The 15,117-nt window shown below is 66.0% G+C and carries 16 protein-coding genes; 9 read left to right on the top strand and 7 right to left on the bottom strand.

Annotation, left to right across the window (positions count from 1 at the left end):
• Positions 1 to 4: 4 nt before the first annotated feature.
• Entirely contained in the window at positions 5 to 418 is a 414-nt protein-coding gene (locus NU688_RS07205; RefSeq protein WP_257859846.1) for a hypothetical protein, read from the top strand.
• 57 nt (positions 419 to 475) lie between these two features.
• Here NU688_RS07205 and NU688_RS07200 read toward each other — a convergent pair whose 3' ends face one another.
• From NU688_RS07200 to NU688_RS07175, 6 genes are all read right to left on the bottom strand, one after another.
• Positions 476 to 1,951, bottom strand: a complete 1,476-nt coding sequence (locus tag NU688_RS07200) for a tannase/feruloyl esterase family alpha/beta hydrolase (protein ID WP_257859845.1) — start codon at positions 1,949 to 1,951, stop codon at positions 476 to 478.
• Positions 1,952 to 2,135: 184 nt separating this feature from the next.
• Entirely contained in the window at positions 2,136 to 3,116 is a 981-nt protein-coding gene (locus NU688_RS07195; protein WP_257859844.1) for a tripartite tricarboxylate transporter substrate binding protein, read from the bottom strand.
• Between the two features lie 107 nt (positions 3,117 to 3,223).
• Positions 3,224 to 4,309, bottom strand: coding sequence for a phospholipase (locus NU688_RS07190; protein WP_257859843.1), 1,086 nt, complete (start codon positions 4,307 to 4,309; stop codon positions 3,224 to 3,226).
• A 33-nt stretch (positions 4,310 to 4,342) separates the two neighbouring features.
• Complete coding sequence (locus NU688_RS07185) at positions 4,343 to 6,718, bottom strand: Tex family protein (RefSeq protein WP_257859842.1); 2,376 nt, start codon at positions 6,716 to 6,718, stop codon at positions 4,343 to 4,345.
• Between the two features lie 79 nt (positions 6,719 to 6,797).
• On the bottom strand, positions 6,798 to 7,802 hold the full coding sequence (locus NU688_RS07180; RefSeq protein WP_257859841.1) for a sensor histidine kinase: 1,005 nt from the start codon (positions 7,800 to 7,802) through the stop codon (positions 6,798 to 6,800).
• 10 nt (positions 7,803 to 7,812) lie between these two features.
• Positions 7,813 to 8,607 (bottom strand): response regulator transcription factor, encoded by a 795-nt coding sequence (locus NU688_RS07175; RefSeq protein ID WP_206179243.1) that lies wholly within the window; start codon positions 8,605 to 8,607, stop codon positions 7,813 to 7,815.
• A 382-nt stretch (positions 8,608 to 8,989) separates the two neighbouring features.
• Here NU688_RS07175 and NU688_RS07170 point away from each other — a divergent pair, with 382 nt between their 5' ends.
• From NU688_RS07170 to NU688_RS07135, 8 genes are all read left to right on the top strand, one after another.
• A complete protein-coding gene (locus NU688_RS07170; RefSeq protein WP_257859840.1) occupies positions 8,990 to 9,679 on the top strand; it encodes a hypothetical protein in 690 nt (229 codons plus the stop codon).
• A gap of 77 nt (positions 9,680 to 9,756) precedes the next feature.
• Positions 9,757 to 10,653 (top strand): hypothetical protein, encoded by an 897-nt coding sequence (locus NU688_RS07165; RefSeq protein ID WP_257859839.1) that lies wholly within the window; start codon positions 9,757 to 9,759, stop codon positions 10,651 to 10,653.
• A gap of 16 nt (positions 10,654 to 10,669) precedes the next feature.
• A complete protein-coding gene (locus NU688_RS07160) occupies positions 10,670 to 10,990 on the top strand; it encodes a hypothetical protein (RefSeq protein WP_257859838.1) in 321 nt (106 codons plus the stop codon).
• A gap of 61 nt (positions 10,991 to 11,051) precedes the next feature.
• Positions 11,052 to 11,567, top strand: coding sequence for a hypothetical protein (locus NU688_RS07155; protein ID WP_257859837.1), 516 nt, complete (start codon positions 11,052 to 11,054; stop codon positions 11,565 to 11,567).
• A gap of 60 nt (positions 11,568 to 11,627) precedes the next feature.
• A complete protein-coding gene (locus NU688_RS07150; protein WP_257859836.1) occupies positions 11,628 to 11,990 on the top strand; it encodes a GIY-YIG nuclease family protein in 363 nt (120 codons plus the stop codon).
• The gene (locus NU688_RS07145) at positions 11,987 to 12,430 is read left to right on the top strand and encodes an AsnC family transcriptional regulator (RefSeq protein WP_257859835.1); all 444 of its coding nucleotides are present in this window, start codon (positions 11,987 to 11,989) and stop codon (positions 12,428 to 12,430) included. Before NU688_RS07150 ends, NU688_RS07145 begins: the two co-directional genes overlap by 4 nt.
• Before the next feature lie 65 nt (positions 12,431 to 12,495).
• Positions 12,496 to 13,071: a DUF2239 family protein gene (locus NU688_RS07140; RefSeq protein ID WP_257859834.1), complete on the top strand. Its 576-nt coding sequence runs from the start codon at positions 12,496 to 12,498 to the stop codon at positions 13,069 to 13,071.
• Positions 13,072 to 13,121: 50 nt separating this feature from the next.
• Complete coding sequence (locus NU688_RS07135) at positions 13,122 to 14,522, top strand: MATE family efflux transporter (protein WP_257859833.1); 1,401 nt, start codon at positions 13,122 to 13,124, stop codon at positions 14,520 to 14,522.
• A gap of 19 nt (positions 14,523 to 14,541) precedes the next feature.
• Here the strand turns inward: NU688_RS07135 and NU688_RS07130 are convergent, their stop codons facing one another.
• Positions 14,542 to 15,021: a VOC family protein gene (locus tag NU688_RS07130; protein ID WP_257859832.1), complete on the bottom strand. Its 480-nt coding sequence runs from the start codon at positions 15,019 to 15,021 to the stop codon at positions 14,542 to 14,544.
• Positions 15,022 to 15,117: the final 96 nt, after the last annotated feature.

Genomic DNA, 15,117 nt, shown 5'->3' with positions numbered 1-15,117 from the left:
CACCATGAAAAACACATCTTTCTGGTTCACCGCCAGCGCCATCGCCACCATCGTCCCGCTGATGGGCATGAGCACCGCGCACGCCTACGACGACATGCCCAGGCCGCCACCGCCGCCCAAGGGCTGGGTCCATCCGCCCAAGCCGACTGAAAACTCCGTCGTGCAGCACGTCGAAACCCAGACCAGCGAGCGCTTCGCCGCCGCCGCGGGGGGCGATGTCAACGGCATGCTCTCCCGGCAGCAGGCCCAGGCGGCGGGCTGGGGCTTCGTGAGCGATCATTTCAGCGAGATCGACCAGTCCGGCAGCGGCTATGTCCGGCTCGACGATGTGCTGCGCTTTCAGTCGCAACGCACGCCGCAGCAGGTCATGCGAATGAAGGCGGCGGCAAAGACGAGCACCGGGGCCGACAGCAAGTAAAACGCCAAACGGAGAAGCGAAGCAGCGCCGGCCAACCGGGGCCGGCGCTGTTCGGGATCACTGGGATGCCGGCAGGCACTTCCAGGCGCTCAATGCCTGATCTCCGGGGATGGCGCCCGAGGCATTTCTGGCGAGCGACGGCGCGCCGGCCTCGGCGCTGTCGTCGTGTACCCATTTGTCGAGGTCGGAAACCGCATTCCAATTCAATTGCAGGTGAATCAATAGCGGCTTTTTGGGCAATGAATTGGTGTTGTAGAAACCGTGGCTGTAGTCCTTGATGAAATAGGCGCGCACGGAATTATTTACTTCGTCCGCCGTCGCCTTTTCGGCCAATTTTCTGACAAATCCGCCAGCCTGGGTGCAAGGGACCAGGAAATCGGATGTCCCTTGGTAAATGATGATTTTCTTGCCTTTTTTGCCCGCCTTTTTCTGATCAGCGGCTGCATTGAAGAAATTGGCAAGATCGCCCGGCTTGACATCCCAGACCGGCGCCAGCTCGTCCAATAACTTGTTATAGCCATCGTAGTCGGCGCCAGACTCAATGGCGACATTCGTCAGATGCTGCGACGTTGCAGCCAGCCCATTGTTCAAAGTTTTCTCCGACACATCTTTGCCAAAAAAGCTGGTCAGTACGGCAGCGCCGCCGCTCAAATTGGTCACCAAATCGTTGACCACAGCCGGCACCTCCAGCGTTCTGAGCAGGTTGGTTTCGTCAACGGGAGGCGCGCCCGCGACAACACCGTCATAAGCGTCCGGCCAGTTCGCGATGGCTTTCAATGCCTGCCTGCCACCGGTGGAAATACCTACGAAATAGGTATCGGTGGGCGCCTTTCCGGTCAATTTTTTCACCAGATATAACCCGACATCGAGCGATTTCTTGATGGAGTCCTGCCCGAAATTCTTCACGGCCTCCTGCTTGGGAACATCGCTGAGTTGTTTGCCGGGGCGCACGAACTGCGGATCGAATGCCTGCGACGATTCGCCGGCACCAGCGTCGCTGTGAATGACCGCGTAATCCGACAATGCCAATCCCCCGCTGGATGGCGAGAACTGCAGGTCGGTCAACAGGCCGTTTTGCACGACGCCGGCATCCCAGCTGAATGCACCGCCACCCAGCTGGATGAATTTTCCATTCCATTTCGACGGAATATAAACCTGGTAATTGATATCGGGAACCCTGTAGTCGGGCGCCTTGACTGCGGGGTCTATTCCATCGGGCGAAGTAGGCTGGATTTTTCCTTCGATCAAACAATAGGAAGGAGATGCAAGCCAGACCTGCTTTACCGATGTGATGTTGAATCCTCCGGTTTTTGGCGAGGGAAATTTCGAATTGCGAAATTCCTTCAACTCAGTATCGCCATATGCCGTGCCATTCAGTTGGTTTGAACATGTCCGGATGAGGGTGCTTGAGATATCGCTGGCCGCATGGGCCGACGAAAAAATCCCGCCGCAGGCAATTGCCAGGAAAAATGACTTGTGCAGCCGTGGTGCGCACCGTTGTCTCGAAGATTCTCGATTTTCTGTCTTGGTCAAGATTTGACTCCCGTTGGATTGAATTGAACATTCACGGACACCATCCACTTTTTTTGGATTGCGCCGTACCTTCTCAGAGGCCGTGAAATTCTCAATCGCCCGGCAACGGGCCGCACTATCCCTGCGGCGCCAATCGAATGACCTTCAGTGCATGCACGCGCAAGCAAACACGCCGGCGTGTGCGTTATTCCGCCTTCACCCCCGCCGTGCGGATGACCTTGCCCCACTTGGCCGTCTCCGCCGTGATGAACGCATCGAACTCCTCCGGCGTGCTGCCCGCCGGAATCGTGCCCATCGCATCGAGCTTGGCGCGCGTCTCGTCGCTCTTGATGATCCGCGCCACCTCCTCCGACATGCGCTTGACCACATCGCGCGGCGTGCCCGCCGGCGCCAGCATGCCGGCCCAGGTGCTGCCGGTGAAACCCGCGAAGCCCTGCTCGATGAAGGTGGGCACATCGGGCGCGGCGGGCAGGCGCTTGTCGCCCGCCACGCCGATCAGCCGCACCTTGCCGGCCTTGCCCTGGTTGATGAGCCCGGTGGGCGCATCGAAGAACAACTGGATCTGCCCGCCCATCAGGTCGGTCAGCGCGGGCACCGCGCCGCGGTACGGGATGTGGATCATGTAGGTCTGCGTGAGCGACTTCCACAGCTCGGTCGTCAGGTGCGCGGCCGAGCCGTTGCCCGAGGAGCCGAAGCTCACCTTGCCCGGGTTGGCGCGCGCGTAGTCGATGAGCTCGCGCGCGGTCTTGAACGGCGCGTTGATGTTCACCGCCGCCAGCAGCGGCGAGACGCCCATCAGCGAGACGCCGGTCAGGTCCTTCTGCGGGTCGTAGGGCAGCTTGGGGTACAGCGTGGTGTTGGCCGCGTACGCCGCGATGACGACGCCGAAGGTGCTGCCGTCGGCCGGCGCCTTGGCGATGGCATCGACGCCGATGAGGCTGTTGGCGCCGGGCTTGTTGTCGATGAGCACGGGTTGGCCGAGGCGCGTCTGCAGGCCGATCTGCACGAGCCGCGCCATCTGGTCGGTGAAGCCGCCGGGCGTGTAGGGCACGACGATGCGGATCGGCTTGCTGGGCCACGCGGTCTGCGCGAAGGCGGGAACGGCGAGGCTGGATGCGGCGGCGGCGAGGGTGAATCGGCGGCGTGTCAGCGGGAAATGCGGCATGGGGGCTTGTCTCTTTCTTTATTGCTTCTGATGGATCGGTCCATTCTCGAAGCGCCACCAGCCACGCCCGTCAGGGTTTGCCCCGGCGGGCAAGCGCCCGTGCCTCTTCAGAGCGGAAGAACGTCGGGCGCGCGCCCGTTCGCCAACCAGCCCTCGAACTCATCCGACAGCCGCTGTGCCTCGCGCGTGGCCTTGCCCCAGGCCGCGATGCGCGCCTGCGCATCGTTCTGGAAATGAATGAAGTCCTTGCGGTCCGGCAGCTTGCCGTTGGGCAGCGACTTCACCCATTCGGGATCGGGCGCGAGCACCACCATGCGGTCCAGAAATCCGGTGGACTTGTGGCGCCAGTGCAGGCCCTTGTCGAGCCAGCCCGGCACCACCGCGCGCTGGAAGTGTGGATACAGCACCAGGCCTTCGTCGGCCCCGTCATGGTCAGTTCGGTAGTCCAGGTGCAGGTGGTAGTCGGTGATGCCGCCGTCCCAGTAGGCACCGCGCGGCGCGCCCGGAATGTCGTGCACCGCGGCGAGCAGGAACGGAATCGAGCACGAGGCCTGCAGCACCATGTTGAAGTTGGCTTCGCTCAGCGCGTGCTGGCGGGTGCGGAAGTCCTGCGTGCCGAAAGGCAGCGCCGCGCCCGGCGTGGAGAACACGCAGCGCTCCAGCCATGCGCCCAGGCTCTTGCGGTAGACGCTGTTGGAGGCAAAGGCGCCCAGGTAGCCGAACGGCGTGCGCGCCCTGCCCTCGCGCCCGAGGATGTGGCGGCCGCGCGAAGTCACGACATGCAGGCGGTAGCGCGGATGGTTCAGCACCTCGCCGATGCGCCCGCCGTAGAAGTCGACCAGGCTTTCGGCAAAGCGCTCGCTGAGCTGGCGCGGGCTCAGCCGCTTCTGGCCCGGCGGCACTTCGAACTGCTGGTGCACGTAGTCGTGCTCGAAGCGCGTGAACGCGGCCTCGGAATCGGCCAGGCAGGCAGTCGACAGGCGCCACGCCCCAATCGAAGCGCCGACCAGATGCACCGGCTGGCTCGACTGCGTGAGCCAGCGGCCGAAGATGAAGCGATCGAGCGGCCCGAGGATCAGGCCCTTGGGCCCGCCTGCCGCGCCGGGAATCGTGCGAACGTCCTGCGGGCGCAGGCCGTTCTGCTCGATGTGCTTGCGAGCCGCGGGGCCGGCGTAGATGCGCAGGGCTTTCATGCCGGGTAGGTCAGCAAGAACCGTGCGGCACGGTTACTTGCGCAACCCCTGCAGCTTCGCAAACGCACTGGCCATCTGCCCCGCAGGCTGCGGCGCGTTGTCGCGGCGCGGCTGCTGCTGGTTGCCTCGCCCTGCCCCTTCGAAGCGGTTATCGCGCGGGCCATCGCGGCGCGCGGGCGCTGCATCGAGCTTCATCGACAGGCCGATGCGCTTGCGCGCCACGTCCACTTCCATCACCTTGACCTTGACGATGTCGCCGGTCTTCACGACCTCGCGCGCATCGTTGACGAACTTGTGGCTCAGCTGGCTCACGTGCACCAGACCGTCCTGGTGAACACCGAGGTCGACAAAGGCGCCGAACTGCGCGACGTTGCTCACCGTGCCCTCGAGGATCATGCCCTCGACCAGGTCCTTGATGTCGTCCACGCCGTCGTTGAAGCGCGCCACCTTGAAGTCGGGGCGCGGGTCGCGGCCGGGCTTCTCGAGTTCGCCCAGGATGTCCTTGACCGTGATGACGCCGAACTTCTCGTTGGCGAAGAGCTCGGGCTTCAGGGTCTTGAGCATCTCGGCGCGGCCCATCAGCTCGGCGATGGGCTTGCCGGTCTTCACGATGATCTGCTCGACCAGCGGATAGGTTTCCGGGTGCACGCCGGTGATGTCCAGCGGGTCGGCGCCGCCGCGGATGCGCAGGAACCCGGCGCTCTGCTCGAAGGCCTTAGGGCCGAAGCCGGTCACGTCGAGCAATTGCTTGCGGGTTGCGAACGCGCCGTTCGATTCGCGCCAGCGCACCACGGCCTTGGCCACGCTGCCCGAGAGGCCGGACACGCGGCTGAGCAACGGCACGCTCGCGGTATTGAGATCCACGCCCACCGAGTTCACGCAGTCTTCGACCACCGCCTGCAGGGTGCGGGCGAGCTCGCTCTGGTTCACGTCGTGCTGGTACTGGCCCACGCCGATGCTCTTGGGGTCGATCTTCACCAGCTCAGCCAGCGGGTCCTGCAGGCGCCGTGCGATGGAGGCGGCGCCGCGCAGGCTCACATCCACGTCGGGCATTTCCTGCGAGGCGAATTCGCTGGCGGAATACACGGAGGCGCCGGCTTCGCTCACCACGACCTTCTCGACCGTCATCTCGGGTGCGCCGGCCTGCGCGGCCATCTTGGCCAGCAGCTTGATGAGGTCGGCGGCGAGCTTGTCGGTCTCGCGGCTGGCGGTGCCGTTGCCGATGGCGATGAGGTTCACGCCGTGCTTGGCGCAGAGCTTGCCGAGCGTGTGCAGCGAGCCTTCCCAGTCCTTGCGCGGCTCGTGCGGGAACACGGTGGCGGTCTCGACCAGCTTGCCGGTGGAGTCGACCACGGCTACCTTCACACCGGTGCGGATGCCGGGGTCCAGGCCCATCACGACGCGCGGGCCGGCGGGTGCGGCCAGCAGCAGGTCGCGCAGGTTGTCGGCAAACACCTTGATCGCGACCTTTTCGGCGTCTTCGCGCAGGCGGGTAAACAGGTCGCGCTCGGTGGAGAGCGCCAGCTTCACGCGCCAGGTCCAGGCCACGCACTTGCGCAGCAGGTCGTCGGCCGGGCGGCCCGCGTGGCTCCAGCCCAGGTGCAGCGCGATCTTGCCTTCGGCGATGCTGGGCTTGCCCGGTTCGGGCTCCACCGGCAGCACCAGCTTGGCATCGAGGATGTCGAGCGCGCGGCCGCGAAACACGGCCAGCGCGCGGTGCGACGGCACGCGGCCGATGGGCTCGTCGTACTCGAAGTAGTCGCGGAACTTGGCGATGTCGGCGTTGTTCTCGTCCTTGCCGGCCATGAGGCTGGACTTGAGCAGGCCCTCGGCCCAGAGCCATTCGCGCAGGCGCTGCACCAGCACAGCGTCTTCGGCCCAGCGCTCGGAAAGGATGTCGCGCACGCCGTCGAGCACGAGGGGCACGGTGGAGAAATCGGGGCCCGGCTTGCCGTCGTCCAGCGTGGTGGCGGGCTGCAGGAAGGCCTTGGCTTCGACGGCCGGATCGAGCGTGGGGTCGGCCAGCAGCTTGTCGGCGAGCGGCTCGATGCCGAATTCACGGGCGATCTGACCTTTGGTGCGGCGCTTCTGCTTGAACGGCAGATAGAGGTCTTCCAGCTCCTGCTTGGTGGGCGCGAATTCGATCGCGGCGCGCAGCTGGGGGGTGAGCTTGCCCTGCTCGTCGATGGCCTTGAGCACCGCCACGCGGCGGTCCTCGAGTTCGCGCAGGTAGGAAAGACGGGCTTCGAGTTCGCGCAGCTGGATGTCGTCGAGGCCGCCGGTCACTTCCTTGCGGTAACGGGCGATGAATGGAACCGTGGCGCCTTCGTCGAGCAGTTCGACGGCGGCCTTCACCTGGTGCTCGCCGACCTTGATTTCAGTGGCGAGCTGGCGAATGATTTTCTGCATGTCTTGAGCGCATCCCTGGCAAAGCGCGGAAGTTTGCCATAGGCGAGGACGGGCTCCGGCGGCAGCGGCCGCGCGCCTGTTACAGGCTGCTCGCGGTTTCCGGTCCGGCGCTGGCCGGCGCGGCTTCGGCGTCCGACAGCACGAGGCGCACACGCAGCCCGTGCGGCGCGGCGTCCATGACGGCCAGTTCGCCGCCCAGCGCGTCGGCCCGCGCACGCATGCTGCGAAGTCCCTTGCCGAATTGCTCGAGCTGCATGGGGGCCGATGCGTCGAGGCCGCGGCCGTTGTCCTGCACTTCGAGCACGAGCCCGCGCGAGCGCCCCAGCGGGCCGAAGTGCACCTCGACGCTGCTGGCGTGGGAGTGGCGCAGCGCATTCGACAAGGCTTCCTGCGCGATCCGGCAGATCTGCATCGCGGACTCGGCGGACATCGCGCGGGCGAGCGGCACGTCATGCACGTGCCATGCGAGGCCGATGCCCAGCCGGTCGAAGGCCGGCTGCAGCCGGTAGCGCAGGTGGGCCAGCCGCTCGACGATGGTGGCCGAGGCCTCGTCGTCCAGGGAATCCACGGTCATCTGCAGTTCCAGCAGGCAGGCCTGCAGGGCCATCGACAGTTCGCTGGGCTCGGCCGCGCGCGGGTCCTGGCTGGCCAGCAGCGCCATCAGCCGGGAGCCGACGCCGTCATGCAGGTCGCTGGCGATGCGGCGCCGCTCGGCCAGCACCGCCTGCACCTGCCGAAAGCGCACGACGCGGCGGCGGGAGAGATACCAGATGCCGATGATCATCCCGAACACCGCCACGTTGACGCCCTGCAGCGCCCAGAAGGCCAGCGGGATGTCGCCGACCTCCACCGCCATCGACGAGGTGGCCCGCAGCACCTGCCCCGTCACCGGCGTGAGGTGCAGCGCGCCGGCCAGCGCGGCCCACAGCAGCATCCTGCGGCGCGAGGCACGGGGCCAGAGCCAGGCCAGCAGCGCGGACCACGCGGCGATCGAGAGCCACACGAACTGGTCTTCGAGGTAGTGCGGCAGCTGGGGCACCGAGGACCACATGACCGTATCGACCCGTTGCGTACCGTTGTTCATTGCAACCGTGTCAGAGCAGCCCCCGGTGCGAGGCGAAGCTCACCGCCTGCGCGCGGGTGTGCGCATGCAGCTTGCGGTAGATGTTCTTCACATGGGCATTGACCGTCTGCGCGCTGATGGTGAGCTGCAGCGCGATCTCTTCGGTCACATATCCCGTGGCTACAAGTCGCAACACTTCGCGCTCCCGTGCGGACAGCGCGGCCTTGGTCTCGGGTGGGCGCACCGGGCTCTGGTTGCTGCGCTGGTGATCCAGGTGCACGAGCAGGCGGCGCGCGAGCCGGGGCGTGATGGCGGCGCCCCCATTGACCACCTGCAGCACGGCCTGGGCATAGCTCTGGAACCACGCGTTCTTCACCAGGAAACCGGAGGCGCCGAGCTCGAAGGCGTGCAGCACCTGGGGTTCGTCCTCGATGGCGGAGATGACGATGATTTCCGCGGCGCTGCGGTGCTTCTTGGCCTCCTCGATCAGCTCGAAGCCGCTGCCGTCGCCCAGGCGGATGTCGACCATGAGCACGTCGAATTCATGCTGCATGAGAAGGCGCCGCCCTTCGCGCAGGCTCCCGGCCTGGCCTTCGAGCTGGATGCGCAGGTCGCCCAGCAGTTCCTGCGCAATGACGCGTCTCACGAAGGGGTCGTCATCGACCAGCACGACGCGCACCGGCTTGGTCTGCTGGCCCGTCAGGTAGTCGGGCCAGGGGAGCGTGTCGGCAGAGGGCGCGAGGAGCCCGCCGAACTGGCCAGGATTCGAGAAATTCCTAGCACTCGCATTGACCTCCGTCAACGAAATGTCAAGCTCATTTTCCATTTCTATCCCCTCGTGACAAAAACTACCGCTTGTTCGTGAGCAAAAGTTAATTCATTTCTACTCAAATTTTGTCCAAGAGCTTTTTTGATTACTTTGGTTTCGTCTTGTTGCAGTAGGGGATGAATGTGTACTAAAGGAGTAGAGATAGCAAGCACCACCATGCGGAAACAGGGCCTTCGGCGAGGCGCCCGAACTGCGCGCTTCCATTGCTTTCGCCATAGCCTCGCACTACCCACCACAGGGCATTTTTCGATTCCTCCCCGACGCTGAAACTGCATCCCGGTCGCAACGGAAACATCCAATCCGGGCTCGCTGACCGTTGGCTGATGGCCGGATTCGCCGGCAATCGGGTTCGTTTCAACACTATCGAGGAAGCATCATCATGAAGAAGACTCTCATTTCGGCAGCTGTGGTCCTGCTTGCAGGCGTGGCCTCGGCAACCAGCACCACCGCCCTTGCCGTTACCAGCACGAACACGGGCTCTTCCAGCGCGGCCGGGTCGGTGGCAGCGAGCTCCGGCACCGGCAGTGCACTGAGCTACAACGCAGCCACCTCCAGTTCGTCGGCCAACGCCGCCGCAGCGGGCGGCGCAGTCAGCGTTCCGGGCCTGCGTGTCGGTGGTGCAACAGCCAGCGGCTCGGCAACGACCCAGGGCCGCGTGACCAGCGTGGCCGCCACGACCGGCAACGGTGTCGCACTCGGCGGTGCCAACGCCTCGGCCAACGCAGGTGCGAGCTCCAGCGCCAACTACGCTGCAGGCGGCCCGAACGCAGTGAGCGGCGCGGCAGGCGGCGCAGCAACCTCCACCACCAACAACACGGCGGCCACCGCAGCCGGTCCTGGCGGCGGTCTGGCTGTGGTGACGCGCACTTCGGGCACGACGTCGGGCTACAACGCCTCTTCGGGCGCCATCAACGGCTTCGTCAACGGCACGACCACCTCGGCGACGGCGGGCTCGGCCGGCGGCTCCTTCGGCGTGACGAACTTCGCGATCGGCAATGCCGGCGGCGTCAGCAACGGTGGCGGCACCGGCGGCACGGCGGGCGCTGGCGCAATCGCATCGGCTCCCTGAACGGAGCATGCAACGGTTGTTGGACCAGAAATGGGGAGGGGCATGCCCCCTCCCCCGGCTTTCAAAGGAGCGAGAACATGAAAAAACTGATTGTCCTGACCTTGATGGGCTTGTCCGCGGGCGCCTTCGCGCAGACCACCGCGGGCGGTGCCAACAACCAGTCAACGAGTTCGGCCACCACGTCGGCCCAAGGCAACACGCAGGCCGTGAACTTCAACAGCAGCGCCCCGGCCGAAACCCGCGCGACGCTGAACAGCAACCAGAACGTCAACAACACCGGTGCCACCACGAACACCGTGGACTACCGGGGCAGTTACACGGTCAAGAACGTGCCGTCGGTCAACGGGCCCAACCTGACCACCAGCAACGACACCTGCATGGGCAGCACGAGCGCGAGCGCGAACGGCCCGGGCGTCGGCATCAGTTTCGGCACCACCTGGACGGACGAGCACTGCAAGCGCCTGAAGATGAGCCGCGAGCTCTGGAACAAGGGCATGAAGGCGGCGTCGCTCGCGATGGATTGCATGGATTCGGCGGCCATGGCCGCGCTGGAGATGACCGGCACCAAGTGCCCGCAGTCCATGACCGCCGCGGAGCGCGTGAGCGCATTCGGGCCGTATGCATCGCCGGCGAACGCCGCCGCGCAGGTGATCGGGCAACCGGTCGCCGCGATGACGCCGCCCATGCCGCCCCTGCAGCCCATTGCCGTGTCGGTGCAGCCGATGCAGCCGCCGCAGGCGGTGGTCGTCGCGCCGCAGGTGGCTTCGGTGCCCCCTCCCACGTCGACATCCACGTCGACGTCCACGCCGACCCCGCTGCCATTGCCGCAGGCCCCCATCGCCGAAGCGGCACCTGCGCAGGAAGAGCCGCACCAGGCCGCGGAGACCATGCCGGTCGAGCCTGCCGGGGTTGTGGCCGTCGAGCCCATCGGCGAGATCGCGTCGGCGCCGCAAGCGGCGGCCGTTCCGCAATGACAGCCCGGAGCCCATGATGACCAGGACCGTATTCCTCTGGATCGCGGCTTGTTGCGTGGCTTCGGCCTCCGCGGGCCCCGTGTTTCCCAACCTGCGCATCGAACGGGTGACCTTTGGCAGCGGCCTGCAGAACGCCAGCGGCACCGACAACGCCGAGCCGGTCGGCGACCTGGGCGTGTGGCACGTGCCGCAGTACCTGCCCGGCTATCCGACGTCGGCGACCATCTGGCCGCGCGTGGTCGTGATCCAGTGCGCCAACGAGCTGTGCTCCGGCTACGAGGTCACGCCGGAGCTGGGTCGCGGCGAGTACCTGTTCTTCCGGCCGGCGCGCAAGTAACGGCGCTCGAGCGGCACCGCGGCCGGACTGCCCCGGCCGCGCGATGCCGTACCCTTCGCGCATGACATTCCGCGTGCGCCTTCCGCGCGTCGTGCGCTCCGCGCTTCGCGCGATCGCCACCGTCCTCCTCGTTCCCTTCCTGCTCTTCGAGGAGTGGGGATGGGAGCCGCTGGCGGCACTGGTGGGGCGGCTGTCGCGCCTGCCCTTCTGGGCCCGTCTCGAGGAGCGCCTGCGCCGCCTGCCGCCCTGGGGCGCGCTGCTGGCGTTCTTCGTGCCGGTGCTGCTGCTCCTGCCGGTCAAGGTGCTGGCGCTCTTTCTCTTCAGCCACGGTCATGCCGCCACCGGCGTCACCGTGCTGGTGCTGGCCAAGCTGGCGGGCACGGCCGTCGTGGCGCGGATCTTCCAGCTGGTCGAAGGCCCGCTGATGCGCATTCCCTGGTTCGCCCGTTGGTATCCGCGCTGGAAAGCCTGGAAGGACCAGGTGCTGAACCTCGTTCGCCAGAGCCGCCCGTGGCGCGTGGTGCGGGTGTTCAACCGCGGCATCCACCGGGGATGGCGGCGTTTGCGGGAAAGCTGATTCGGCAGTTTTACCCGGGTTATATTGCGTTTTCAATTTCACCCGGGTAATATCTGCGACATGAACATGCCTCAAGAGACGCGGCGCGCCCTCGTCAGGAAATACAAGGAAACGGTGCTCCCCGCGGGCGTCTTCGTCATCCGCAACACGCTGAACGGCCGCGTCTACGTGGCCGGCAGCCTCGACGTCGAAGGCGCGATGAACCGGGCCCGCTTCGAGCTCGGCCTGCGCTCGCACCGCAACAAGGCGCTGTTGCGCGACTGGATCGCCCACGGTGCCGAGCACTTCAGCTTCGAGGTGATCGACCGCGTCAAGGAACGCGACGACCCGGCCTTCGACCGCGCCGCCGAGCTCGAGAAGCTGCTCGAACTCTGGCGCGAAGAACTCCAGTGCGTTGGCGACAAGGGCTACAACACGCCATGAGCAGCATCGACGCACTGGATTTCTGCCTCACCGTCAGCCGCGCCCATGCCAGCCTGAACCTCAAGCTCCGGGAACACCTGGGCGCATTCCACGGGCTGGACTACGAAGACTTCACGCTGCTCCATCTGCTGCTGCGCGCCGAGGGCGGCCGCATGGCGATGCCCGAGCTTTCATGCGCCCTGGGGTTGCCGATGTCGGCGCTGCTTCGCAAAATGGTCCTGCTCGAAAAAACAGGACTGGCCGAACGCACGGCCGGCGCCGACGAAGACAACCGCCGCCTTGCAGCCATCCGCCCCGGCGGTCGAAAACTGATGCAAGCTGCGGTCACGACCGTCGAAGCGATCTGCGCCGATGCGGTGAAATCGCTGGACCCCGAAAGCCTGCCGCAGATCCATGCCGCGCTCCTTGCGCTTTGCCCTGAAGACACACCGAACGCCTGAACCGTTCAGCAGGTAGATTACGCACCTCGTTCGAACGGACCGGAAGAAAGAGCAACCCATTCGACATGCCACCCGATACGCAACCCACCCACCTGATCGTTTTTGCCGGCTTCAAGCGCATCGCAGAGGGAAACACTGCCGAAGTGCTCGCGCAACTGCGCGAACGCAAGGACGACACGCCCTATCTCATCTTCGACGCGCAGACCGGCGAGTCGCTCGACTTCGACGTGCACAACCAGGCCGGTGTCGTGCCGCACGCAGCCAGCGCCGAAGCCCATGACGACACGCCGCGCGGCGTCGGCCGTCCGAAGCTGGGCGTGGTCGCGCGCGAAGTCACGCTGCTGCCGCGCCATTGGGACTGGCTCAACCGCCAGCCCGGTGGTGCCTCGGTCGCACTGCGGCGCCTGGTGCAGGAAGCAAGCCGCGTCAACGCCGACCGCGACGCCGTGCGCGCCTCGCGCGAAGCCACCTACCGCTTCATGACCGCGATCGCCGGCGCCCAGCCCGGCTTCGAGGAAGCCACGCGCGCGCTGTTCGCCGGCGAGCGCAACCGCTTCGAAGGCCTCATCGACGCCTGGCCCGCGGACCTGCGCACCCATCTCCAAAAACTGTCAGCCGCCGGCTGGAGCACCCCTGCATGAGCGCCACCCCAGCGACTTCGACGACTTCATCAACGACACCCGCGAATCCAATGCCCCCCGCAACCGGCCCGAGCGGCCTCAAGGGCGTGCCCGTGGCGCCGGTCGGCGCGGCGCGGCCGCTGTGGAAGGTGTTTCTCTTCTTCCTCGCGCCGATGTTGCTCAGCAACATCCTGCAGTCGCTCTCGGGCACGCTCAACAACGTCTATGTGGGGCAGATGCTCGGCGTGGGCGCGCTGGCGGCGGTGTCGAGTTTCTTTCCGGTGATGTTCTTCTTCATCGCCTTCATCATCGGCCTGGGCGCCGGCGCCTCGGTGCTGATCGGCCAGGCCTGGGGCGCGCGCGATGCGGCCAAGGCCAAGGCCGTGGCCGGCACCACGCTCACCGTCGGCGTGCTGATGGGTCTGGTGATCGCGGTGTTCGGCGGCGCCTTCACCACGCCGATGCTGGCCGCGCTGGGCACGCCGCACGACGTGCTGGCCGACTCGACGCGCTACGCCCGCATCATGCTGATCGCGATGCCGGGCGTGTTCGTGTTCCTGCTCGCGACCGCGATGCTGCGCGGCGTGGGCGACACCGTCACGCCGCTGCTCACGCTGGTGATCTCCACCTTGATCGGCCTGGTGGTCACGCCCGCGCTCATCCGCGGCTGGGGCGGCCTGCCGCAGATGGGCGTGGCGAGCGGCGCGTGGGCTTCGGTGCTGTCCTTCGTGGTGGCGACCACCTGGTTGGGCTTCAGGCTGCGCCAGAAAAAGAGCCCGCTCGCGCCCGATGCCGAGTTCTTCCGCTACTTGCGTATCCAGCCGCAACTGCTCAAGGCCGTGCTGCGCATCGGCGTGCCCACGGGCGTGCAGATGATCGTGGTGGCGCTGGCCGAAGTGGTGCTGCTGTCGATGGTCAACAGCTACGGCTCCAACGCCACGGCCGCCTATGGCGCGGTGAACCAGGTGGTGGCGTATGTGCAGTTCCCGGCCATCTCGATCGCCATTGCCGCGTCGATCCTCGGTGCGCAGGCCATCGGCGCGGGCCGGGCCGACCGGCTCGGCGCGATCACGAAGACGGCGCTCTTGATGAACCTCGTGCTGACCGGCGGCCTCGTGCTGCTGGGCTACCTGTTCTCGCGGCCGCTCATGGGCTTTTTCATCACGAGCCCACCGGTGATCGAGATCGCGCAGACGCTGCTGCACATCATGCTGTGGAGCCTGGTGATCTTCGGCATGGCCGCTGCCACATCGGGCGTCATGCGCGCGAGCGGCTCGGTGCTGGTGCCGACGCTGATCTCCATCGTCTGCATCCTGGGCGTCGAGGTGCCGGTGGCCTGGGTCATGAGCCACCGCATCGGGCTCGATGGCATCTGGATCGCCTACCCCGTGACCTTCGGAGCGATGTTGCTGCTGCAGACCGCGTACTACCAGCTGGTGTGGCGCAAGAAGGCCATCCACAAGCTGGTCTGATGCCGCGCGTCAGCGAGGGTCAGCGGCCCTCGTAGGCCTTCTGCACGGTGGCGATGTCGAGCTTGACCATCTCCATCATGGCCCGCATCGCGCGGCCGGCCTTCTCGGGGTCCTTGTCCTGGAACATGCGGATCATGACCATGGGTGCGATCTGCCACGAGACGCCGTAGCGGTCGGTGAGCCAGCCGCATTGCACGGGCTTGCCGCCGCCTTCGAGCAGCTTGTCCCAGTAGTGGTCGACCTCGGCCTGCGTCTCGCAGGGCACGAACAGCGAAAGCGCCGGGGTGAACTTGTAGTCGGGGCCGCCGTTGAGCACCATGAACTCCTGGCCGTCGAGCTCGAAGGTCGCGGTCAGCAGGCTGCCGTCCTTGGGGCCCGGGCCGTTGGCGGGCCAGTTCAGCCGGTCGGTCACGCGGGAGTTCGGGAAGACGCCGGTGTAGAAATCGAGCACCTCTTCGCCGTTGCCGTCAAACCAGAGGCAGGGAACGATCTTTTGCATGAGTCTCCTTTGCTTGAACGATGAACCTGAGAGTTCAGTATCAAAGCGGGAGCGGGCCGTTGTCAAGCCGCGCGGCTGCCATCAGCAGATGATCAG

It is taken from the genome of Variovorax sp. ZS18.2.2 (assembly GCF_024701975.1).
Taxonomy (GTDB): Bacteria; Pseudomonadota; Gammaproteobacteria; order Burkholderiales; family Burkholderiaceae_C; genus Variovorax.
Note: the sequence above shows the minus strand (reverse complement) of the source record. Positions and strands in the feature narration are given on the sequence as shown.